15 protein-coding genes are annotated in these 25343 nt (G+C 50.6%); 14 read left to right on the top strand and 1 reads right to left on the bottom strand.

The window, feature by feature from the left end; all coding sequences use genetic code 11:
- Nucleotides 1-5: 5 nt before the first annotated feature.
- The 6 genes from R2K28_RS14555 (at nucleotide 6) to R2K28_RS14530 (ending at nucleotide 10795) form a co-directional block, all read left to right on the top strand.
- On the top strand, nucleotides 6-1979 hold the full coding sequence (locus R2K28_RS14555; RefSeq protein ID WP_316365470.1) for an alpha-amylase family glycosyl hydrolase: 1974 nt from the start codon (nucleotides 6-8) through the stop codon (nucleotides 1977-1979).
- A 99-nt stretch (nucleotides 1980-2078) separates the two neighbouring features.
- Complete coding sequence (locus R2K28_RS14550; RefSeq protein ID WP_116445847.1) at nucleotides 2079-2789, top strand: response regulator transcription factor; 711 nt, start codon at nucleotides 2079-2081, stop codon at nucleotides 2787-2789.
- A 43-nt stretch (nucleotides 2790-2832) separates the two neighbouring features.
- Entirely contained in the window at nucleotides 2833-4305 is a 1473-nt protein-coding gene (locus R2K28_RS14545) for a sensor histidine kinase (protein WP_316365467.1), read from the top strand.
- A gap of 830 nt (nucleotides 4306-5135) precedes the next feature.
- Complete coding sequence (locus tag R2K28_RS14540; RefSeq protein WP_316365465.1) at nucleotides 5136-5672, top strand: hypothetical protein; 537 nt, start codon at nucleotides 5136-5138, stop codon at nucleotides 5670-5672.
- Between the two features lie 110 nt (nucleotides 5673-5782).
- Complete coding sequence (locus tag R2K28_RS14535; protein WP_316365462.1) at nucleotides 5783-10375, top strand: RHS repeat-associated core domain-containing protein; 4593 nt, start codon at nucleotides 5783-5785, stop codon at nucleotides 10373-10375.
- A 6-nt stretch (nucleotides 10376-10381) separates the two neighbouring features.
- Nucleotides 10382-10795: a hypothetical protein gene (locus R2K28_RS14530; RefSeq protein ID WP_316365461.1), complete on the top strand. Its 414-nt coding sequence runs from the start codon at nucleotides 10382-10384 to the stop codon at nucleotides 10793-10795.
- 133 nt (nucleotides 10796-10928) lie between these two features.
- Here R2K28_RS14530 and R2K28_RS14525 read toward each other — a convergent pair whose 3' ends face one another.
- Nucleotides 10929-11123: a hypothetical protein gene (locus tag R2K28_RS14525; protein WP_316365460.1), complete on the bottom strand. Its 195-nt coding sequence runs from the start codon at nucleotides 11121-11123 to the stop codon at nucleotides 10929-10931.
- Nucleotides 11124-11333: 210 nt separating this feature from the next.
- Between R2K28_RS14525 and R2K28_RS14520 the strand changes: the two genes are divergently transcribed.
- From R2K28_RS14520 to R2K28_RS14485, 8 genes are all read left to right on the top strand, one after another.
- Nucleotides 11334-12362, top strand: a complete 1029-nt coding sequence (locus R2K28_RS14520; RefSeq protein ID WP_316365457.1) for a transposase — start codon at nucleotides 11334-11336, stop codon at nucleotides 12360-12362.
- A 237-nt stretch (nucleotides 12363-12599) separates the two neighbouring features.
- Nucleotides 12600-13379: a transposase gene (locus tag R2K28_RS14515; RefSeq protein WP_316365455.1), complete on the top strand. Its 780-nt coding sequence runs from the start codon at nucleotides 12600-12602 to the stop codon at nucleotides 13377-13379.
- Nucleotides 13380-13677: 298 nt separating this feature from the next.
- Nucleotides 13678-14187 carry a hypothetical protein gene (locus R2K28_RS14510; RefSeq protein ID WP_316365452.1) on the top strand — a complete coding sequence of 170 codons (510 nt, stop codon included), beginning with the start codon at nucleotides 13678-13680 and terminating at the stop codon, nucleotides 14185-14187.
- 231 nt (nucleotides 14188-14418) lie between these two features.
- Complete coding sequence (locus R2K28_RS14505; protein ID WP_316365451.1) at nucleotides 14419-15318, top strand: hypothetical protein; 900 nt, start codon at nucleotides 14419-14421, stop codon at nucleotides 15316-15318.
- A 98-nt stretch (nucleotides 15319-15416) separates the two neighbouring features.
- On the top strand, nucleotides 15417-17324 hold the full coding sequence (locus R2K28_RS14500) for a Tad domain-containing protein (protein WP_316365450.1): 1908 nt from the start codon (nucleotides 15417-15419) through the stop codon (nucleotides 17322-17324).
- 101 nt (nucleotides 17325-17425) lie between these two features.
- The gene (locus tag R2K28_RS14495) at nucleotides 17426-23185 is read left to right on the top strand and encodes a phospholipase effector Tle1 domain-containing protein (RefSeq protein ID WP_316365449.1); all 5760 of its coding nucleotides are present in this window, start codon (nucleotides 17426-17428) and stop codon (nucleotides 23183-23185) included.
- A complete protein-coding gene (locus tag R2K28_RS14490; protein ID WP_316365446.1) occupies nucleotides 23182-23763 on the top strand; it encodes a hypothetical protein in 582 nt (193 codons plus the stop codon). Before R2K28_RS14495 ends, R2K28_RS14490 begins: the two co-directional genes overlap by 4 nt.
- Nucleotides 23764-23983: 220 nt before the next feature.
- Nucleotides 23984-25186 (top strand): hypothetical protein, encoded by a 1203-nt coding sequence (locus R2K28_RS14485; RefSeq protein ID WP_316365443.1) that lies wholly within the window; start codon nucleotides 23984-23986, stop codon nucleotides 25184-25186.
- Nucleotides 25187-25343 lie beyond the last annotated feature (157 nt).

Below are 25343 nucleotides of genomic sequence, written 5' to 3'. Positions count from 1 at the left end.
CAATCATGTATGAACAGGTCTCCCACTCCCTGCTGAATCAGATTCTCGACGAGATCAAGCCCGAGATCCGGGAGCGGGATCTGCGCCATTTCTATACCCGTCTCGGCGCCAATTTCTATGTCATCCACCAGCTGTTTCACTATCTCTACGGCAAGCGGGAGGACTTCAAGGAGCAGATGATCCACCTGGTGGAGGTGATGGCGACCCGTTACATCCAGCGGCATATCGCACTCAAGCAGCTCGACAGCGAAAGGGAGAAAGACCACAACTGGTTCCTCAGTCAGGAGTGGGTCGGCATGGCGCTGTATGCGGATGGTTTTGCCGATGATCTGCTGGGTGTGGAGAGCAAGCTGCCCTATCTGCAGGAGTTGGGCATCAATATGGTGCATGTCATGCCGGTCATGGTCTGCCCCGAGGGGGCCAGTGACGGCGGCTATGCGGTGAGTGACTTTCGCAACATCGACCCCCGGGTCGGCAACCTGGACGCCATCAATATCCTCTCTGCATCCGCGCGTAAACGGGGCATGCTGCTGATACTGGACATGGTGCTGAACCATACCTCGGATGAACATGAATGGGTGCAGCGGGCGCGCGCCGGTGAAAAGCGCTACCAGGACTATTTCTATATCTTCGACAACCGGGATGTGCCGGATATGTTCGAGGAGAACATGCCGGAGATCTTCCCTGAAACCTCTCCCGGCAATTTCACCTGGGATGAGACCATGCAGAAGTGGGTGATGACCGTCTTCAACCACTACCAGTGGGATCTCAACTACAGCAATCCCGCGGTGTTTATCGAGATGCTCGATAACAATCTGTTCTGGGCCAACCAGGGGGCGGATATCCTGCGCCTGGATGCGGTGGCATTCTTATGGAAAAAGATCGGCACCACCTCTCAGAACGAGCGCGAGGCGCACCTGATCCTGCAATTGATGAAGGATTGTTGCCAGGTGACCGCGCCGGGCGTGCTGTTCATCGCCGAGGCGATCGTGGCGCCGGTGGAGATCACAAAATATTTCGGTGAGGATGCGGTGATCGCCAAGGAGTGCGAGATCGCCTATAACGCCACCTTCATGGCGCTGTTGTGGGATGCGGTCGCCACCAAGAACACGCAGCTGCTCCGACAGGGTATTCAGAGCCTGCCCACCAAGCTGGATCGCGCCACCTGGCTCAACTACCTACGCTGTCATGACGATATCGGGCTGGGTTTCGACGATGCCGATATCGTGCGCGCCGGCTATCAGCCCGCTGCCCATCGCCAGTTCCTGGTGGACTATTTCACCGGTCAATATGCCGATTCCCCGGCCAGGGGTCAGCCGTTCGGGGTCAATCACAAGACCGGGGATGCGCGCATATCCGGCTCACTGGCCTCCCTGGTGGGGCTGGAGAGCGCCATCGACAGCAATGACGATGAGGCAATCGAGCGCTCGATAAAGATGATTCTGCTGGTGCACAGTATGATCTGCTCCTTTGGCGGCATACCCCTGATCTACTATGGCGATGAGATCGGCACCCTCAATGACCGCAGTTACCTGGAGGACGAGAACAAGGCCGGCGACAATCGCTGGTTGCAAAGACCGAAAATAGATTGGGAGAGGGCGGAGCGTCGGCATCAGCACGGCACCCCGGAGCAGCGGATATTCAGCGCCCTGAAGAAGATGATCGCCGCACGCAAGGGTATCCCGGCATTTGCCGACTTCAACAACCGGGAGCTGGTGGATGTGGAGAACCCCCACCTGTTCGTGTTTTGGCGCACCGACCCGTTTATGCCCCTGGGGTCGGTACTGGTGGTGTGCAACTTCGATGATTCACCCCAATACATGGAACTCTCCGCATTGGGCAACCGGGGCATGTTCGAGTATGGCAATCTTAAGGATATCTATTCAGGGGAGTCGCCCCGGCTGTTCAAGGACCAACTGGTTGTGCCACCATTCCACTTCTACTGGCTGACGGATGAGCGTCCGGATGTGGGATTTTAATTCAAATTCTTCGTCCGTGATCCATTTGTGAGATTTCCGTGAACCTTTCTCCATCGGTGTATGATGGAATCAGCATCAACACACGGGAAAATTGATTCTATGCAGCGCAAAGTACTTATCGTTGAAGACGAGCCCGATATCGCTCATCTGGTACAGACTCACCTGAACGATATCGGTTGTGAAGCCGACATCGCCGGCAATGGCGCCGCGGCGATGGGTCTGTTCAACAAGGGCGGCTACCAGCTGGTGGTCCTCGATCTGATGCTACCCGACACGGACGGTCTGACCCTGTGTCGTAAGATGCGTAGCGCGGGTGACTATGTGGCGATTCTCATGCTGACCGCAAAATCCACCGAACTCGACCGGGTGGTGGGGCTCGAGATGGGGGCGGACGACTATCTCACAAAGCCCTTCAGCGTGCCGGAACTCCTGGCGCGGATAAAGGCCCTGTTTCGGCGTATGGAGGCGTTGCAGAACAGTGGTGGCGAGAGTGGTGGTGAAGAGGTGATCGAGCGGGGCGGTCTGAGTATCGATGTGGCCAAACGGATCGTGAAGGTCGATGGCAAGTTGGCTGACCTGACGGCCAGGGAGTTCGACCTGCTGCTCTTTTTCGCCCGCCAGCCCGGGCGTGTCTTCAGTCGTATTCAACTGCTGGATAAGGTCTGGGGATATAACCATGACGGCTACGAACATACCGTGAACTCCCACATCAACCGCTTGCGGGCCAAGATCGAGGAGGATCCCGCCGCCCCCCGCTATGTACTCACGGTATGGGGTGTGGGCTACAAGTTCAGCGAGGATCAGGAATGAATCCGCCGCGCCGCCACTCATGACTCAACGATAGATCAGTCATATGTTGCATACACTCTACGCCCGTCTCTCGCTTGCCCTTATCGGTCTGTTCATGGTGACCGGGCTGCTCTACACCTTGATCACCTCGGCAATGACCGAGAGCTATCTGCAGGAGATCACCCAGCACTTCAATCGCGATCTTGCCAGCAGAATCGTTGCGGACCGGCTGCTGGTCATCGACGGCGAGATGGATGACAAGGCGCTGAAAAAGACCTTCAGCGTCTACATGGACATCAATCCCAGTATAGAGATCTACCTGCTGGACGAAGAGGGAAAGATCCTCGCCTTCTCCGCCGATCCGGGAAAGGTGAAACGTAAACGGGTCGATCTGCAACCCATTCAGGCCTTCATGGACGGGGAGGGCTTTCCTCTGCTGGGGGATGATCCCCGCTCCCATGAACGACGCAAGGCCTTCTCGGTGACACCAGTACCCGCCGGTGACATGCCGGCGGGCTACCTCTATGTAGTATTGAGAGGGGAGGAGTATGACAATGCGGAACAGGCGGTGCAGGAGAGCTATGCCCTGCGCTACAGCGCCAGCGCCGTGGCGGTGAGCCTGGGATTCGGACTCCTCACCGGCCTGCTGCTGTTCCATTGGCTGACCCGGCGCGTGCAACGCCTCTCCCAGGTCATGTCCTCCTTCCAGCAAAGCAACTTCACCGAGCACGAGCAGTTCGCCAAGGCCTACACGGGACCCGGTGGCGATGAGGTGGACCGCCTGGGCGAGGCTTTCGACGAAATGGCGAACCGCATCATCGATCAATGGGGCCAACTCAAGCAGCAGGATCGCCTGCGCAGAGAGCTGGTGGCCCAGGTCTCCCACGACCTGCGCACCCCACTCGCCGCGCTGCACGGTTACCTGGAAACGGTCAACATGAAGGCCGAGGACCTGGACGAGGCCCGCCGGGACGAATACCTGGCCATCGCCCTCAACCAGAGCGAACGCCTGAAACGCATGGTGGAAGACCTGTTCGAACTGGCCAGCCTGGATGCCCGGGAGACCCAACCGGTCTGCGAACCCATGCCCCTGGCGGAGCTGGTGCAGGATGTGATTCAGAAATTCCAACTCCGCGCCCAGCAGGCAGGGGTCGCCCTGGCCTGGCAGATCCCTGAATCCCCACCCTTCGTCAACGCCGACTACGCCCTCACCGAACGGGTCCTGGACAACCTCATCGGCAACGCCCTGGATCACGTGGAGCAGGGCGGCACCATCAAACTGGCGATCACCCGGCAAGACCAGGAGGCGGTGGTCAGCGTCACCGACAGCGGCAAAGGCATCGATGAAGAAGATCTACCCCACATCTTCGAACCCTTCTACAAAAACCGCCAGGCAGGCAAAGAGGGCGGCCATGCCGGACTAGGCTTGGCCATTGCTCAGCGCATGGTTGCGCTGCAGGGGGGGGAGATAAGTGTGGCCAATGGTGAGGGGGGTGGGGCTTGTTTTAGTTTTACCTTGCCGCTTACCGGGTCGTGATCTCATCCATACCTGAGTGATGTCTTTAAAGACCCGCTATTTATATTACAGTGTTAAAGGTGTGATTCACGCCACACTCTCATGTAGTTATTTTCTGAAATGAACTACTAGTCATCGATTACCTGTTCCATTGCCTGAGTAATTATCGTTAGTCTCTAACCACCCAAGGATGGGGTGTCAAAAAAGGTAATAAGGACATGATAAAGATCCAGAATAATTTTTTACTCAGTGTAACGACATGGTTGTTTTGATCACCTGATTATAGATGGATATTGCAGCATGAGTGGTGACAGATGGGTAAATGGGCCGAAGATTTTCATAATATATGAATGGTGGAATAGCGCGCATTTGTGTATGCGGCATTTCTTAGTGCGGCGGCCAATAGTGAAATAAAATATTGTTATCTGTTGAATGGCGTGCGCATGTGTAGTTAGGTTATGCATTCCAGCAAGGTTCTAAAAAGGGTTGTTTCAGGGAGCACTAAGCTGAAAAGGATTTAGTGGAGTGTTTGCAATTGTCAGTAAACGGTTTAAGTTAATTCAGGGATGATTTAAATATGTCTTCTAATATTCCTATCAATGGTTATTATCTAAGAAATATAGCCAAGTGCCTTAGCGGGTACTCCGTCCACTAATCAAACTATTTCACTTAATGTAGGATTTTTATACATAGGTGTTGTAGTGCGCTTACGATTGTAAATAATTTTATTTGGAGTCAATGTCTATCTGTTTCATGGGGTAGTGCTACTGATAAACAGGTATGGGCATTTTTGAATTGTATATATTTTGGAACAGTTAATGTGGTGTATGGATACATACAAGGGGAATCATATGATAAACATTCGTATTGCAGTCTTACTGGTACTATTATCCTGGGGGTCTTCCCAGGCTGCCACGGTCTCACTATACCCTGACAGCTCTACAGTAAATGTCGGCGATCTGTTATCAATCGATATTATCGGTAGTGAATTTATAGAACTTAATAGTGGATTAATCGATCTAGGGATGGATGCCGGTCTTCAAGTACACTCAGTTACTATTAATCCATATTGGGATCTTGCCGATTCCGGTTATGCTCAATCGCCTGCTATATGGTCCGATATCCAGTTTGATACATTATTGAATCCGCCAGTTAGTGGTGATGTTACAATAGGGACGGTCGTATTTGAAGCGCTGTCACCAGGCCACTCGGTCCTTTCAATTCTCAATAGTTCTGAGTTTTATAGCCCCTTTGACACTATTGTGCCTGACGCTAGTGATAGCCAAGTTTCAATCGCAGCTGTGCCGTTACCGCCGGCAGCCTTGTTGTTTGTGTTTGGTTTGGTGTGGATGTTTCGCTTATCGGGATCAGGCATTACTCGTTCCTAAAAAAATTCACTGTGTAACCAAGCATGACTTCATACTCATCAAGCGGATTTCAATTGGCTACATCAGACATGTATACGTAAAACACTTTTATTAGTGATAGGGAAAATTGTATGGATAGGGATACTCACAAGACATCGAATCGTTATTATTGGAACATTAAGGAGTTGGTGGCTTTCAGCCTTTTTACCCTTGGTTTCCTTAACCTGCCGCTTTATGCCTACGAATGCACCTATGATGAAGTAACAGTGAGTCCAACGGATTCCTATCTGACCTGCATAACGACCTGTCCAACCCAATTGCATTGGGTTCCGCCAAACAATATGCTCTCCTGTAATTTTCTGCATCAACAGAATTGGTGTCGTAGATACTGTGCTGATGCGGAAGAGGATGTTTGTGATGGTAATCCGGTTAAATTGTCCAGTGGGGCAAAACTCCAGTTTGAGACTGACTACCAAGGCACAGGTGAATTTCCACTGACATTAAAGCGTAACTACAGCTCTGGTTGGACCATGCCAGACGGTAGCTGGGGTGAAGGGTGGCTAGGAACAGATTCCGCTCGAATAGTCAGTGTCACAAACGCTAACGAGGGAGATACCTACACAGTAGTACGGCCAAATGGCGACTACTTGAAGTTTACATGGATCAGTGGGGGTGGAGGTACAACACAGCCGATAAAGCCGGATACCAAGGCATCTCTGACCCTATATAATTATCAGGATAGTCATATCTGGGTGTTGAGACTTCCCGACGGCATCCACGAAGTCTACGATTTCGACCAGCAAGCATTTATTGATGACCAGCGTTATACCTCCCGGCTGTTGTGGAAGAAGTGGCGTGGTGGATTGCAGCACGTCTATGCTTATGATAGTGATGGTCGGCTGGATACAATCACCCACACCAATGGCCAGCAACTACAGTTTCTTTATGACACGCATGGCCGGGTAGAGCAGGTTACTGCACCGGATGGACGGGCCTTTAACTATGGCTATGATACGACGGGTAATCTGGTTAGCGTTACCTATCCAGGTGCTGCCTCTGAAAGTGCCAGTGATACGGCTACCAAAACCTATCTTTACGAGGATTCCAGACATCCCCACCATTTGACAGGCATTCTCGATGAAAGCGGACAGCGTTTCGCAACCTATGCCTATGATGGTGAGGGTCGTACCATACTCAGCGAGCATGGCAATGGGGTTGAGCGTTTCGAGGTATTGCGATACGGCGAAAGCGTGCGTACACGTAATGCGCTTGGCAAAGAGACTGTCTATCGTTTCGGCACAAGCGGCAGCGGTGCGAGCACCATGCGTCAACTTCTGGAAGTGGATGGCGAAGCTACAGCTAGTTGTGCCGCATCGAACAGTAGCTATTTTTATGATGCGAATGGCAATAAGGACCTGATAAAAGACGAAAACGATTACTACACCGATCTCGACTATGACAGCAGAGGACAACTTATTCGCCGTACCGAAGCTTTGGTCATGGTGGATGACAACCTTGAACCAGTTCCCGAGACGCGAGTTGTCGAAATCGACTGGCTACCTGCGCCAGCCCTCAATCTACCGAGTGAACGACGTGAACCCGGTAAAACGACAAACTACAGTTATCAGAACGACCGTCTGACCAGCCGTATTGAAACGGATACCAGTCAACATACAGAACCCTACAGCACAAATGGCAACACCCGTGCCTGGACCTACAGCTATACATTTCACGATGTCGATGAACGCCAAATCGAGTCCCTGAGCATAGACGGGCCACTGCTGGGGGTAAGTGATTCTACAAGCTACAATTTCGATGCCCTGGGGAACCTCACAAGACTTGCCAATCCCTTGGGACATGTGATTCAACACAGCGCTCATACTGCACAGGGTCGTCCCGGTCGGGTAACCGATGCCAATGGGTTGATCACGGAGATGAGCTATAATGCCCTGGGCCTGCTGACTGAAGCTCGTGTTCTCACCCAGCAAGGCGCTGCAATAACCCACTTTACCTACCATCCAAACCGTCTGATAAGCCGGGTCACACTACCGGACGACAGTTACCTGTCATTTGAATATAACACTGCTCATCATCTCATAGCGATTGTCAACAACCAGGGCGAACGCATTGAGTACACACCCAGTCTCTTGGATGGTAAATGGACCGAACAGATCGTCCATTCCGGTGATGGAACGATTACCCAGACCAAGCGACGGGTGTACGATGAACTGGGCCGTGTTATCCGCCTGTTGGGAGCAGACACGCAGCAGACTGATTATCAATATGATCCCGCGGGCAATCGCATCAGCCAAACCGAACAGGGCGACGTCACCACGGCGGAGACTCTATTAAACCACGACGGTCTCAAGCGCCTCACTACCTTGACCAATCCCCTGCAACATCTTATTCAGTTCGAGTACGATGCCCAGGGCAACGTCAGTGCCGTTACCGATCAACGGGCCAATACCACAGGTTACGTTTATGACGGCTTCGATAACCTGATCCAGCAAACCAGCCCGGATAGTGGTACAACAACTTACTATTACGACGAGGCGGGTAACCGCTCCCGCCAGGTGGACGCACGCGGTGTGGAGATCATCTATGATTACGATCTGCTGAACCGGGTAACCGGTATCCGTTATCCCACCGACCCCGAGCAAAACGTCAGCTTTACCTATGACGAGGGGAGCAACGGCCTGGGTCGTTTAACGGCCATCAATGACCCCAGTGGTGTCACACGCCTGGCCTATGACGAACGTGGCAACATAGCGACCCACAGCCATACCCGTAACGGGGAAGTGTTGACCCTAGAGTATCGCTATGATCTGGCCAACAACCTGATTCAACAAACCTATCCCAGTGGTCGTATCCTTACCTACACCCGAGACGAGCAGGGCCGCATTGCAGCCATCACCACCCAGGTGGATGGAAGTACCCCAGAGCAAACCGTGGTCAGTGATGTGCTCTACCAGCCTTATGGACCCCTTGCCGGGCTTAGTTATGGCAACGGACTCACTTTCACTATTGATTACGACCTGGACGGTCGAATTACCGGCATGGAAACCCGAAACGGTCTCCTGATCCAGTCGGGATTCAGTTATGACTACAACCGTGTCAACGACATTACCGTGATTCTTGATGATATTACCCAGGAAAACCAGAGCTTCGACTATGACCTATTGCACCGGTTGACCCAGGCAAGCGGGCGCTATGGAACCGAAGGGTATGACTACGACCCGGTTCAAAACCGAACGCTCTTGCAACAGGATTCGGCCACCACGACCTACCTCTATGCCACTGACAGCAACCGACTGACCGGTATCAACAACGGTAACATCGGTCATGATGAAGCGGGCAATCGGATATCCCAGGGCCACAAAACCTTTACCTATGCCAGTAACGGCCGTCTGAGCGAGGTCAAGACCAGCGGGGCCAGTCTGGGGCGTTACCAGTATGATACATTGGGTCAGCGGCGTGAAAAGATCCTGGGCACCGGTCCGCAGACTCGCTATGTCTATGATTGGTATGGACGCCTGGTGAGCGAGATTCGTAACGGTCAGGTGACCGAGTATCTCTATCTGGATCAGCAGCCCATCGCAATCACCAAGGGAGGATTCATGGGATCGGCAGGTGATTGGGATAATGATGGCATACCCGATGATGAAGATAACTGCAGTGTCCTGGAAAACCCTGCCCAAATAGACAGTGATGGAGACGGCTACGGCAACCGTTGCGATACAGATCTGAATAACGACGGCATAGTCGACAATGCTGATCTGACGCTTTATCTGCAGACCCACAATACGAGATTGGTTGGCGGTCGGGATAATGGCAGACAATATAACCCGATGATGGACTTCAACAACGACCAAGCCATCAATGGATTGGACCTCTGGATCTTGAAGACCTGGTATTTCAGTAGTGAAGGCGCTGGACCAGGGGCACTGGATCAGACGGATGACCCGCAATTGGCATATATCCATTTTGAGCACCGTGGTGCGCCGGTTGCGGTGAGTGATGAGGCGGGAGAGGTGGTCTGGCAGGCCCATTACCAGCCGTTTGGTGAAGTGGAAGAGTTGACGGATGTGGATGGCGATGGGGAAGCATATACCTTGAACCTGCGTTATCCTGGGCAGTATTACGACGAGGAATCCGGGAGCTATTACAATTACTTCAGAGACTATGACCCTGCCACTGGAAGATATCTTCAATCTGATCCGATAGGCCTTAAAGGTGGCTTTAATACCTATGCTTATGTCTATCAGAACCCAATGATATGGACAGATCGTTTTGGTCTTTTTGGTGATGGCAGAACATATGGACCAGAACATAATTCACAAGGACATTGGGGGCATAGTGACTTCACTGATAGTAATAGATTTGACTATACACGAGAAGATCATGATCCTAGGACTCAGCCACTACCGACTTGGGATAATCCCACATTTGACCCTTCTTCTCATTTCAGACCAAGAGACAAAAGTTTGATAAAAGATCTGGGTGAAGCAATAGATAATTGTGATAAAGATATGTTCGAACGATATATGCATCAATTACAAGATACATACTCTCATTATGACGCAGGATATAGATGGCCATGGACATTGGGACATGCCTTTGGTGGCCAATGGCCTGACCGTAATGGACGGGCATGGCAAAATGCAGAAAAAGAAACAAAATATTGGGTAGAAGAATGGGATAAGAACTGTCCGTGTGTCAAGTAAATAAATATGAATCAAGTGAATGATCCAAAAGATATTGTGATAACTGTATTAGTTACTTTATTCAGAATAGGTGGTGTGCTATCAGGAATGGTCGTAGTGCTACTAGGCATAATGTTCATCATTGGCGGTCCTGATGGAAATGCACCCCTGGAATCACGGATAATTGGTGGCTTTTATTTTTTGTTTGGGCTTATTTGTATATTATGCTCAATCGCTAAGGTACGAATAATTCTACAAAATACAGTAAAGTTTATCGTCGTATATGCACTACTTACACTTCCCTTAGCATATATGCTAATAAAAGATCATGACGCAATTTCTAGAGTGCCTGGCCCCTTTATTGCTTATGCTTGTTCAATTGTTGTTTTTGTTTTGATTAAGTATTTCACGAAAGAAAAGGATGTTTATTCAGGTACGTAACCGTTGACTGTAGAGCGCAAAATTACCTGGGCAGTATCATGATCGGGAGTCGGGGTATTATTACAACTACTTTAGGGATTATTATATATAAGTATTTATTATATATAATATATATAAGGACAGTTAATATATACTAGTGTTTACCCACTTTGTACTTTTGTTGGATGACTCTGCCGGCAATCTTGTCAGACGTGTCGATGGACAGGTCGGTGGCGATACCGACAGCGGCCACGATGAGATCCTTGGGGTCCGATGCTGAAAGGAGGATTTCCCAACCGTAGCCGAAGCCTTTTTCCAGCCATCCGGTGTTGGGTTTACGCGACTTCAATTCAGCGAGTGCCGCGGTATAGGTCTTGTGTGCCTTCCTGCCGTCTTTTACCTTCGAGGCGAGTTCTATCGTCTTTTCGACGATCTTGAATTATGTATATATGGACTATGTATATATGTGTATATATGGACAGTCACCATTTGAAAAGAGCATTCAAGTGAGTTAAAGTCAGCCGGTACAAGGAATGTACTCAAAGCCATGGAGCCGGCCATGACGATATCGCGCAAGCAACAGATCTGTCTTGAAGAAACCCCCTATTACCACTGTGTATCGCGCTGTGTGCGCCGCGCCTACCTGTGCGGAGCGGATGAGTTAACCGGCCGTAGCTACGAACACCGTAGAGACTGGATAGTGGAAAAACTGAAGCAGCTGGATGGGGTATTCGCAGTCTCCATCTGTGCTTATGCCGTGATGCACAATCACACCCATACGGTGCTGAAGATCGACCGGGAAGCTGCTTTAAACTGGCATGATGAAGAAGTAATAGCCCGATGGACCAAGCTCTACAAACCAAGCCCTATCGTAGGCCGCTATCTGAGTGGCATAAAGCTAACAAAGGCCGAACTGGATGTGGTTGCCGAAGATATCGAAAAGTGGCGGCACAGACTCTACGATGTCAGCTGGTTCATGCGCAATCTCAATGAAAGTATCGCAAGACAGGCCAATGAAGAGGACAATTGTACAGGGAAGTTTTGGGAAGGCCGGTTCAAAAGCCAGGCCCTGCTTGACGATGCAGCCCTATTGACCTGCATGAGTTACGTTGACCTCAACCCGATACGGGCAAAGATAGCCGATCGACCGGAAGCATCAGACTTCACCTCCATCCAGGAGCGCATCAGGCATTATCAAAAAGCACGTGAGCAAAGAGGGAATCATGCAGAAGCCGCAACCACAGCACCAGCGCATCTAGTGCCGTTTGTGGGTGGCGAGCACCAAGACAAACCCACAGGCTTAAACTTTAGCCTGCCAGACTACCTGGCACTGACCGACTGGGCAGGACGAGCCATCAGAGATGATAAATCCGGTGCCATCCCCTCAGAACTGACACCAATCCTGGAGCGCTTGAATATCGCCCCGGAAGCCTGGCTGGATAGCGTCAAAAATTATGGCAAAAACTACAACACAGTCATCGGAACAAGGGAAGGGATCAAGCGGTTCACGCAAGCCATAGGTAGAGGTAGAAAGTGGTTCTGCGCAAGTGGGTTTTCGTTGCAGATCTATCAGACATCGCCTGCCTGATACCTTTCAAACACAGCCTGGGTCATGTAAGCCAATCAACGCGTATTGGCAGGAGTCTTCTTATTCCTTGTTCGGGAAAACCACATCTAGGCCACTCAATTAGAAGATGATGATCGGTTAAACCTCCTGGGTTAGTCGATGGCGGCAATAATTTTATTCCAACAGAAACAAATGGGAACTTGGGAGTCTATTTTCTTCTTTCAAATGATGCCTGTCCTGGTTACTCGGGAAGCTGCTTTGAACTGGTGTGATGATGAAGTCATTGCCCGATGGACCCAGCTCTACAAGCCAAGCCCTATCGTAGGCCGCTATTTGACTGGCATAAAGCTAACAAAGGCCGAATTGGATGTGGTTGCCGAGGATATCGAAAAGTGGCGCCACAGACTCTACGATATCAGCTGGTTCATGCGCAATCTCAATGAAAGTATCGCAAGGCAGGCCAATGAAGAGGACAACTGCACAGGTAAATTCTGGGAAGGCCGGTTCAAAAGCCAGGCCCTGCTTGACGATGCCGCCCTATTGACCTGCATGAGTTACGTTGATCTCAACCCGATCCGGGCAAAGATAGCCGATCGACCGGAAGCATCAGACTTCACCTCCATTCAGGATCGCATCAGACATTATCAAAAAACACTTGAGCAAAGAGGGAATCATGCAGAAACCGCAACCACAGCACCAGCGCATTTAGCGCCGTTTGTGGGTGGCGAGCATCAAGACAAACCCACAGGCTTGAACTTTAGCCTGCCAGACTACCTGGCACTGACCGACTGGGCAGGACGAGCCATCAGAGAAGATAAATCAGGTGCCATTCCTTCAGAACTGGCGCCAATCCTGGAGCGCTTGAATATCGACCCGGAAGCCTGGCTGGATAGCGTCAAAAACTATGGTAAAAACTACAACACAGTCATAGGAACAAGGGAAGGGATCAAGCAGTTCACGCAAGCCATAGGTAGCGGTAGAAAGTGGTTCTGCGCGAGTGGGTATTCGTTGCAGATCTATCAGACATCGCCTGCCTGATATCATTCAAACCCAGTCTGGGTCATGTATGCCAATCAAAGCGTATTGGCAGGAAGCTTCTTGTGCCTTGTTCGGGAAATCCTCATCTAGACCACTCAATTTGAAGATGATAATCGGTTAAACCTCCTGGATTAGCCGATGGCGGCCATAATTTTATTCCAACAGAAACAAATGGAAGCTGGGGAGTCCATTTTCTTCTTTCAAATGATGCCTTTCCTGATTAATGCTTTGACCAAAACGGGGTTAGAATACCTTATAACCCAGATAATGCTTCTCATAGTACAGGTGAAATTGTTATATGATTGATGTGCAGGAAAATGAAGTTCGACGAATTTGTAAAGAATTACTATCAGATTGTTATTTAACAATTGATTTTAATTCGATTCCATTTTCTGTAACTCTTGTGTTTATCTCAAATATTGAAAGAAAAAAAGTAGTAGTACAGTGTAATGCTATATCTTCATTTAGACTAGATAAAAATGCCGATGAATATCCTTTTTATTCAATATTTGAAACTAATTTAGATAAAAAAGATGGAGAGTGGATTATACATATACTACCTGAGATTGATCTGACCATAGTAAGTACTAAAATTACAATGTCTACAGGTGAATTGTCAGATAGCCAACTGATAGAGTATGGACTGCTAAAAAAAAGATTAGTAGAGTTAATTTATCTACTCGTGGCGGGGCCGTCTGGTCAGCGAGTTCCGCGACGACAGTGTTACCTAGTATCTGTTTCTGGAGGAGAAGCCGATAGAGGTCGTCACTGGTGGGTTTTTTTAGAGTATAGAGAAAGGACACTCTGAACCTTCCTTTATGCTACCATTTATCAAATCGTGATCTCATTTATAATTTGTGAAGTCTTTGAAGATCCGCTATTTATATTACAGTGTTAAAGGTGTGATTCACGCCACACTCTCATGTAGTCATTTTCTGAAAGGCGTTGCCGCTACTCGATTACCTGTTCCATTGCCTGAGTAAAAATAGTTAGTCTCTAACCACCCAAGGATGGGCTGTAACAAAAAGGTCATAAGGACATGAAAGACTCCACGGTTATTGTTTACTCGATGCTATTTTTCTTTACACTTTCAATGCAAGGATGCGGCGGCAGTGGTGGTTCCTCTGAAAATCCAACAGATGCAGGGGATCAGACTGCCAGCGATGAAGTTGTTGACAATGCTTCAGATAATTATACAGGTAGTGAGGGCCAGGCATTTATCGATGAGAATAACGCCAAGGACCTTGCCGTAACTGCTGTTTCCGGAATCATCCATGCGGTTGAGGAAAGCGATTATGCGTTTCCGATGCAATCCGCAGGGAAAAATCTCATCTCAAGCGCTTCAATTAATATGATGGGAACAGCTGATGCAAGTTCTGAAATGTGCATACATGGTGGCGAGGCGATTGTGGAGTATGATGATGACACCGGGCATATACATACATTCCATTTAACCAATTGCAGCTATGGTCAAGGAATTCATACCTATACCTTTACAGGTGTGATGTATCACTATGTATATGGTGATGACGTCTTAAGTCCATTTACTTTGATACATGATGGTTTAATAACCACCAGTGATGGAGTAACACGGGATATTTACCGTGTCTATGGTTGCGGTGATCAGAGGCAAAATTGCAATAATATTTCTGATTACATGGGTGACGATGGTCGTGCGTATCGTGTGACCGATGCTGAGGTTTCTGAGGATGGTAACTCAACTTATACGGCCTCTGGCAGAATTTACGATCCGAATTATGGTTACGTCGATGTGACCACCGAAATTCCCTTCACACTGGATTGTCCTAATGATCATCCGGGCTCTGGCAGGCTGCGTTTTACGGGCGCTAGTCAATCATCAGGGACCATTGAGTTTATTAGTTGTGATGAATATGTACTTACTACCAGTAACGGGACCTCGAATACTTATACATGGTGACCTGTCGAGTGTTTTCTGACACACATTGCATAGTCATTACAATAGCTGTCCGGTATCAAATGCATATGTCAAATGATACCTTGGAATAAGAGGTCAACATGAAGATTTATAAGCCTCGAAACAGGGAAGTAGGCCAGGCGATGCCCCTTGGTATAGCCTTTCTCATGTCTTCAATATTATTGTGCCTGGTGCTTTTCAATACCGGTCAGACGGCCTCAGAAAGATCGCGTCTTATCAATACAGCGGATGCGGCAGTCTATAGTGGCCTCATATGGCAGGCACGTGCCCTCAACTTCCAGGCCTATACCAATCGGGCAATGGTGGCCAATCAGGTCTCGATTGGGCAATTGGTGAGTCTGACCTCCTGGACACAATATGCGCATGTCCTTGCTCGGAATATCGATTACATAACTGAGTATTTCCCGGTTGTCGAGCCATACATCGAGGCAGCGGAGAGGATAACTGAATCAATCGATGATGTTATGGTGAATGTAGCTGAGACCTTTATCCCGGTCATCGACAGCATTAATGGTATATTGACCAGGATTCAGCAGGCAGTCTATGTGGCGAGCTTTGCTGCAACGCCTGCCATTGTAAGAGAGGTGGTCGAGGAAAATGATGAGCGTTACAACGTAACTACAGATTATGCGGTAATTGGTTTGGGCGAAAACATTGTCGCGTGGCAAAACCTGGTAAGGCACTATGAAGATGAGGATGGATTGCAGCGAAAAGCGGATGTTGTCAATCGGTCAAAAGATGAATTCACCAACGGAAGAGATCTTGGAACAAGTCAACTGCTACCTGAAACGCCAGATGTACTGAATCTTGGTGCAACGCGATTATGGTTAAGAAAAGAGGGTAGAACAAACTTGATATCAGAAGCCGAAGGCGGTTCTACACAATGGGAGTGGAAGGGTAAGGATACGTTTTCCCTGCATAGAGAAGACCTGAGGTTAACCCGTAGAGGTCCAAGGTGGGTTCATCGTGAAATTCCTCTGGGCTGGGGGTCTCGCTATGTCAACGGTGATTTTGAATGTGAACTAGAACAAGAAACAGGACGTTCGTGGCCGTGGCGCAATTCCTATGACGGCTGTCCGCGATATACCCGTGAAAATAGGCGGGCCGAGATGATGGCCAACCGGGCACAGGAAGAGCTGGATGCCGAGTATAACGGTATACGTGCCTACAATGACTTGAGAAACTTGAGTCGGCAGAATAGAGACCCCCGAGTAGCATTGCGCTTGGAAGTGGAACTACCCCAATCCGATATCAGAACTGCATCGAAGATCGATGGTTTGGGATCCGATTCCGTACCTGAAGAAGAATTGAGGAACGGAATTGGCGAAGGGGTGTTTGGCACTGAAGATCAGATGGCGGGTGAAGGTATGGCAGTAATCGCCAGTGGCGAGCTCTTCTTTCATCCTCCCGATGATTATATTCCAGCAAGAAGGCGAGGACGATATGAAATCGCAAATCTTTTCAGCCCCTATTGGGAAGTGCGTCTGACTGATACACCTATGGAACGAGTATTCATGTCCTGGGCATTACGAGATGAAAACCTGTTGACCGATGGTGCATCTGGCATATCGGCGGGTATCGAGCACTACTTTCACGAAAGGCAGGAGGAACTCACCCGGTTGAGAGATTTGGAACTCTCTCTCCAGGATCAGATGAATAATACAGTGGATGCAGACAGACGTGCAGAGTTGGAAGCTGAACTTGTTTCGGTCAATGATCAGATTTCACACCTGGAATCAACCACAAGTAACCCCCAGATGCTGCCCGAAGGCCTGCAACAAGAGATGAATCAGGGCACCGCACAAGCGGCGCAAGTTCAAGTCGACCAGTATGCGCAGTTGACCCAAGAGTATGCCGAGGAAGCGGGAGAAGTGACAATCGATCAATTTGAAGATGAGGTAGTTGATCAGATAACGGGACAGATGCAAGAGACGCTTGAAGCGGCTGTAGATAATGCCGTGGAGAGTGTGCGGAACTCATTATGGTAGTTTGGTTTCTATCAGAGATTTATAAGATCCTGTAAAGCATGGATCCGTCACCGATGAACCATGTGTTGGTCAAACAGCATCGGTTGAATTAGGAGTACCGGATGCAGATCAAAGGGAACTTGATCCGGCTGTTCAAGAGGCAGTGCGGTGTTGCAATGACAGAGCTACTGGTGTCACTACCGGCTCTGCTACTGATGGGCCTGGGTAGCCTTCAGACCGCCCTGCTGTTCGACGCCAAAATCATCATCAACAGCGCCACTTTCGAAGCGGCCCGCAAAGGTGCCGTCAACCATGCCCAGAGTGATGCCATGCGCCAGGAACTGGGCCTGCGTCTGGCCTCCCTGTTCGGCGGCGACGGCAGCGCAGAGAGGGCCATGTCAGCCATCACCCGCGCCAGCCTCGACGTGCAGGACAGTCGCTTCACCGAGATCGAAATCATCAACCCCACCATCGAGGCCTTCGATGAGTTCGGTCGTAATATCGTTGATCCCCGTAGTGGTGATGCCCACTTTGGCATCCCCAACAGTCACCTGCGCTGGCGCGATCCTGAGCCCGGCAGCAGCGGGGTCAACATCCAGGACGCCAACCTTTTGAAGATCAAGGTCACCTACGGCTACCAACTCAAGGTGCCGCTGATGGACCGGGTCATCCCCGCCGTGATGCAATTCTTCGATCCAGATAATTTCACCTACTATAACGCCCGGCGCTTACCGATCACCTCGGTGGCGACGGTACGCATGCAGTCGGATGCCTGGCGGGATGAGAACAATGTCCATATGGAGCCACCGGGTAGTGGCGGTACCCCGCCATCCGCAGAGGATGATTCGGAGTCAAGTGGTGCCACCCCAACTGACGAAGCGGGTCAGGGTGGTGACGATGAGGAGATGGATGATAGGGCTGATACAGAGGATACAGAAGATACGAATCCCCCATCATCTGGCGATACCCAAGCTGGTGACAATAGCGACAACAGTGATGGCGATGATCTGCCGCCAATCAGTGATAACGATGATCTGCCACCGATCAGTGATGGAGACGATCTCCCGTCAATCAGCGATGGTGATGATCACGGTCCAGCCATTTGTGAAATACCCGAGACACCTGAGGATGAAACCTTCAGCCCCACCTCTCAGACCAGCGGCATCGCCGGCAGCCACGAAGGCAATCCGATCCATGTGGTCACCGGCAATAAATACCAGCAAGAGCCTGATCTCAGCCCCTTGCCCGGCTCTCTGGGTCTGCTATTCAAGCGCCACTACAACAGCCACAGCAAATACAAAGGTCCCCTGGGCTACGGCTGGAGCCACAGCTACGACCTGAGTCTCCAATCGGAAGGTGAGGGCTACCGCTTGCGCCAGAGTGACGGCCGGGTGATCCATTTCCAACCCACTGAAAGCACAGATATGTTCACAGCCCCCCGCATCAGCGACGGCTGGCTGCGGGTCAATGAGCAACAGCTCACCTGGCACTGGCGGGATGGGCGGCAGCTCCAGTTCAGCCCGACGGGCCAGCTACAGCGTCTCGTACTGGCCAACGGTCAGACCCTGAGCCTCTTCTACAACCCTCAAGGGAAGCTCTTCCTGGTGCGTGATCCCCAAGGCCGGGAATTGAGCATGGATCACTACCCCAATGGCCGTCTCAAGGCCATGTATGATCCGAGTGGCAAGGCAACTCGCTACCGCTATGATGAGGTTGGCAACCTGCAACAGGTCACCAGCCACGACGGCGCCACCCGGGTCTACCATTACACTGATCCCCACGACAGCCACAACCTCACTGGCATCACCGATGAGCGGGGTGTGCGCTACGCCACCTGGGCCTACGACGCCAAGGATCGGGCGATCCTCTCCACCCATGCCGATCAGGTGGGCCAGATCAAACTCGACTTCAGTACCCCCGGCGAAACAAAAGTCACCGACAGCCAGGGCAAGGTCAGTACCTACAAGACTGAGATCAGAAACGGCGTGGCCCTGGTCACCGCCATTCATGGGCCCGGCTGCACCAGCTGTGGCCAAGGCAATATAAGCTACCGCTACAACGAGGGTTACCAGATCATCGCAAAGACCAACAGTGAGGGTACTACCCTGCACTACACACGCGATGAAAGGGGGCGTGTCACAGCGCTGACCAAATCGGTCGATGGCAAAGAGCAGCGGGTGGCAAGCATCAAGTATCTTGCGGAGCGGGATCTGCCGATCGAGATCAGTGTGCCGAGTGTAAAATCCGGTGCCGATTTTGTCAGGGAAATAGACTACAACGCTCAGGGTAGCCCGGAGAAAGTCCAGGAGAGCGGCTTTACCCCGCTGCCTGAAGGGGGATTCAAGCCGATTACACGTGCTGTGCAACTGGATTACGATAGTAAAGCACAGATGCACGCAATCGATGGTGTCTTGAGCCAGATAGAGGGCATCACCCAGATCGAAAGAGATTCCCTGGGACGCATGAAGACAATAACCAACCATGACGGCACCACCCAGCAGGTTTCATACAACGCATATGGCAAGATCGATGAGATAGTGTTTGACAGAGAGCATCCGGTAACGGTCTCCTACACAGCCGATCTCGCCATTGCATCGATAGAAAGTCAGGCTGGAACATTCAGCTATGAATACGATGCCGCGGGTAATCCGTTGCGCTACACAACCCCGGACGGAACCGAACTCCATATGGAATACGACCCGGCGGGGCGGATGATCAAGCGTTATAACGACCGCCTGGAAACCCGTTTCAAATGGACCGAGGACAACAGAATCGAGCAAAAATCCTGGCATGTCGAAGGGAGGCCCGTCTCCACGCTGAACTATCTTTATGACGATCAGAAACGCTTGCTCGCCCTGAAGAACCAGTCCGGCGAGATTGTTCGCCAGTTCGAGTATGAGGCAGGAAAAAAACTACCCAGAAGCATACAAGCGCCAGGCAAGCTGACCACCATCGAATACGACGACTTCGGCAAACTCAAGCGGCTCAAAACCTCGGATGGCTTAGTCCGGCGCTATGCCAGCGAAAGTCACGGCAAACTGATTGCCGTCACCAATGCACGCGGCAACACCACTCGCTACCGGTACGACGATTTCGGGCGGGTGATATTCACGCAAAGCCCGGACAAGGGGCTAATCACCTATCAATATGACGAAAAAGACAGACTGATCGCCAAAACCGACGCGGCGGGGCAGCGGGTAGGGTTTACATACAATACCGTTGGTAAACTGGCGAAGGTACGCTACCCGGACGAAGAGGTGACCCTGACCTACGGCCAAGGTCAGCTGCAATCCCTCAATCGCCACAAAGGCCACGAACAGTGGCAATATGATCCAAGTGGCCGCATGACTGTCTATACCCGAACCTATGCAGAACATGAATACACCACACGCTACTGGTATGACGAGGCGGGCCGTCTCGAAAAGGTTGGACTGCCGGGTGGGAAAAAGCTCAAATACCGTCAAGACTTGGCAAAAGATGAGATGAACCTGTCCCTTGACGGATGGTTCCGGGATACAGATATCCTCACAATAGAGGAGAACAGCAATGGATCGCGTCAAATGCGCTTCGGCAACGACGTGATCACAACCTACCGTTTTAATGGCGCGAAACTCAACAGCCTGCATACCGAAGGCATCTACGACTATCGCTACCAATACAACGACAGCGGCGCCATAATCGGCATCGACGATGGGGAACAGGCCTATGCCCGCTATCGCTACGATGACGCAGGCCGCCTCGACTTTGCCATGATGCCCTTCGGGCTCTACGGTTACCGCTACGATGAAAACGGTAATCGCACCGAAAAAATAGTCAATGGCACCCACATGCACTACCGTTATGCGGATCACAGCAACCATATAAGAAAGGCATCGCTCAATAGCCATGCGATACCGATGGTCCACGATAGCAGGGGCAACATCCACCAGAGCGCGGATGCCAAGATAGGCTATACCGCCAACGGCCAGCCCGAGCATATCTCGGTGGCGGACAAATTGATCGCCAGCTACAGCTACAACAGTCGCGCCGAACGAACCAGTAAGACAGTCTATGGCGAGGCCGGTCCGGTCACCACCCACTACCTCTACGAAAACAAGCGCCTGATCGCCGAGATGGACGAGCAGGGAGAGATCGTCCGCCAATACCTCTACCTGGGCTGGCAACCGGTGGCCCTGCTGGAAGGGGGAGAGATCTACACCATCCATAGCAACCACCTGAGTGCGCCGGTGGCGGTGAGCGACGCCAAGGGCCGGCTCGTCTGGCGCGCCCACTACGCCCCCTTCGGTCGCGCCCACATAGAGGACGACCCGGACGGTGACCAAGTGGCGTTCCAGCTCAACCTGCGGCTCCCCGGTCAATACGAAGACACCGAGACCGGGCTCCACTACAACTACTATCGCTACTACGACCCTGAGACAGGCCGCTACCTCAGCAGCGACCCGCTGGATCTGAACGCTGGTATGAACACTTACGCCTACGCAGCCAACGACCCGGTGCAAAACATCGACCCCACCGGCTTGCTGCTGTTCGCTTTCGACGGCACCGGCAACACCAATAACCGGAATGTTCTGAATGATCCCGACAGTCCGGGTGACATCTCCAACGTGGTGCGGTTCGCCGAGAGCTACCGCAGCGCCCCCGGTGAACTGCCTGCCACCCCCTACATCGACTGGGATGGCAGCACGGCATCCAGCCGGGATTTCTACTACATTACCGGCGCCGGCGTGGACGACCCGAATTTTGGCAGTGCGCCATCACCAGATGCAGCATTAGGCGTCAGCCTGCAACAGAGGGTCGCCCACATGGCCGACTATCTGGTGCAGTATATCGAACAGATGGAAGACCAGGGTGCCACCGACCCGGTGGAGATCGACATCGTCGGCTTCTCCCGCGGTGCGGCGGAGGCCCGCATGTTCGCCAATGTGGTGGATGACATCATTCGGGTCGCCCAGTCCGGCGCCGATTTCAGCGATCCGACAGCTGCCGAAGAACTCCGATATATCTACGAAAACCTGAGACGGGAACAGGATCCATTCATTGATACTGACACCGGATCAGCCATCGATGCCGACATGAACCGGCTGAGAGCGGCCCTCGACTACCTCAACCGGGACTGCAACGCGAGGATCGACCTTAACCTCAACTTCATCGGCCTGTTCGACACCGTGCCACACTATGGGGTTTTACAGAGCAACGATCTGCAGCAGTTGCGCCTGGGCATACCGGCAAGTGCCGACCATGCCGCCCACGCCGTGGCGGCCAACGAACACCGGTCCGACTTCGCGGGGGTCTCCATACACGATTCCCCGGCGACGGCCAACAGCGCCACCCGCATCGAGCGTGGCTTCATCGGCGCCCACTCGGATATCGGTGGTGGCTACGCGGAGGGCGACCTGTCGGATGTGGCGTTTATGTGGATGGTGCAGCAGGCGGAGAGTGCAGGGGTGGAGATGGATAGAAGCTATATATCTGGAATAGACTGGGATGTCGTGACCAATCCTATCGTCCATGACAGTGTGGATGTCTGTCCGTCATCACTACACTGTTTCTCCGGTCCCGATCGGACGTTTATGTACGCCAACAGCAGTGATATCGTCAACCAGCAGACATGGTCGGGTGCGGCCGGAGATGACAGCATGGACTATGCGGAGTCCCAACCGTTATTTGATGAGCAGTTTATGGAGGATGTTCCCTGTGGAGTAAGTGGGTATAGCACCTGCCGCGAAAAGGGGGTGGGTGAAGGTGGTGATCGAACTAAAGTAGGTGCAATCATCCTCGAAGATGTCAGCAACCCGACGGAAGCAATTGATACCTATAATGAATGGTTGTCCGTACACTATGGTCTTGACCTAGACATTAACCACAGCGATTTACGCCAATGAACATTGAACTGAGTGTCATGCACACCTACAGGTGGTACTTTCTATTCGGTATCACACTATTGAGTGCGCTCAGCATTATAACCTTGACCGGATGTACGAAGTTTTTATATTCGGTAAGGATGGCCAACTATGGGGATTATGGCGTCATGGTACTTTCGCCGGAGACAACAGTGGGTACCAGTCGAATACGGACGGGAATTCCGGGGGTTAGAGCCGATAAAATAGTCAAAGGCCGCTTTCCCGATCAACCACACTCTATACCGGACCGGGTTGTGGTGGAGTGGCAGTTGGCGGAGTTGAGTGATTGCAAAAGGATTATTACGCATAAGTCATTTGAATATAAAACAACGGATGAAAAAATATATACGCGAAAAGCAGGTTGTACTTGGACGCCCCTGAAAGACAAGGTCTTTCGCAAAGTATTTGATCTGAAGGAGATTCAAAAAAGCGAGCACGCAAAACGTGCGGGAGAGCGTATTCGTTTTGGCAGCAAGCGTGTCATGACCATTATGTTTATTTTTCGGGATGAGGAGGTGGAATTGCGTGTGGGTGGATTCGCAAGCAACCAACTTAGCTGATTGAATCAATAGTTATGTATGGTGTAAATCAGCCAATCCCAGGCATCAGTATGGCCTCCGCATATTTACTGGAAGTCTGGCTAATAAGTCGTATCTTAAATCAGTACGGCAAGCAGAATTAACTATCTGTTTTGAGAGTGTCGTAGTAATTGACTGAGGCTGTCTAGGGATGTAGTACCAGTCGGAGACATGTAATTTAGTATTTTTGAAAGGATTCATCATGTTATACAAATATCCAAGGTTTCTAATAATAATCCTCCTATCTGTGCTTTTTGTTTCATGTGGTGGTGGCTCTAGCTCCAGCCCGCAAGCACCTGTCACAAACAATGAAGAGAATGATACAGATAATACAGTTGTAGTGACGCCCCCTATTGGAGAGGAGATTACAGATATTCCTGCTGCAGGTCCGCCATCTGGTGAAGATGCGAATTTAATCCTGGGTCCACGTTATGGTGATGAACTTTCACTCTATCACGCTATATTAGTGATGAAAGTGCTCAGATTGATTAGTTTTGCTGAAAACGGATTTGCTGGACAGAGTGTCGGGATAGTTGTGCCGGGTATGACAGACTATTATGAAAAAATGGGATTAGATAACACGGTACCTAATGGTGAGAGCGTGCCTTGCTTTCGGGGTGGTGAGACGAATGGCACTAAATCAGTATCCTGGAATAACGGTGGTCACAGCTATCCCGCACAATACCTATCAACCAGGGGGTACAATAGCTGTAGGTATAGCGGATTGAATTTTGGGCGTTTTGAGCTTTATGACGGATTTGTACACCAATCCGGATCTGCTATGGATAGCGGTAGGCCTCATGGGATTCGATCCGGGAATATATATGCTGAACAATTGAAAATCACAGATATGCAAGAAGATGTCTCGATTACCCTTGATGGTAATATGACGTTCAATTTAGACAACACTATACCTTATACGATGGAAATAACAGAGATAGCAATGTCTATTCGTGAGGATAATAATTCTATGGTAAGTGCCGAGCCATATATCGAAGATATACTGGTGCACGATGGCTCAATTACTTTTGAGCAGTTGGTGCACGAAACCGATACCGGGACAAGTTATGTTATGGGAGTGAAAGAAGCATCTTTATTGATCAGTGTCGCAAACAATAATCATCAAAATATAGTCCTGTCAGTAACAACTGAAAACCCCGCAAGCAGCGATATAGTTTACAGTTTAAGGATTAAGAGGGGCGGGCATTCTGCGGTATCAAGGCCAACGGACCACGCTATTCTGATTGATCGTATAATCCCGTCATCTCAAACACCATATGTATATAATGTCTCAATAGATTTTAATCATAATGGTGTGATTGATAGAGAGGGTGTCTATCCACAAGAGTATTACGAGGAAGAGCCCCTTTTTCGAGATAGATGGGGTTATATATTAGGGTTGTAATCAAAATCAATACTGCAAAACACCTTGCTTAGGTGTCGATTGAGTGCTTTGGGTCAAACAGCACTAGGTTAACGCCTTCAACAGAACAAGGCCCCCAGTCAATGTGAGCCACATAATCACATTGCGGGGGATCTTCCGAAAAAGTGAACTGGTCGCT

Source organism: Candidatus Thiodiazotropha sp. CDECU1 (assembly GCF_963455295.1).
Classification (GTDB): Bacteria; Pseudomonadota; Gammaproteobacteria; order Chromatiales; family Chromatiaceae; genus Thiodiazotropha.
The sequence above is the reverse complement of the archived record's forward strand: the minus strand, read 5'-3'. Positions and strand labels throughout refer to the sequence as shown.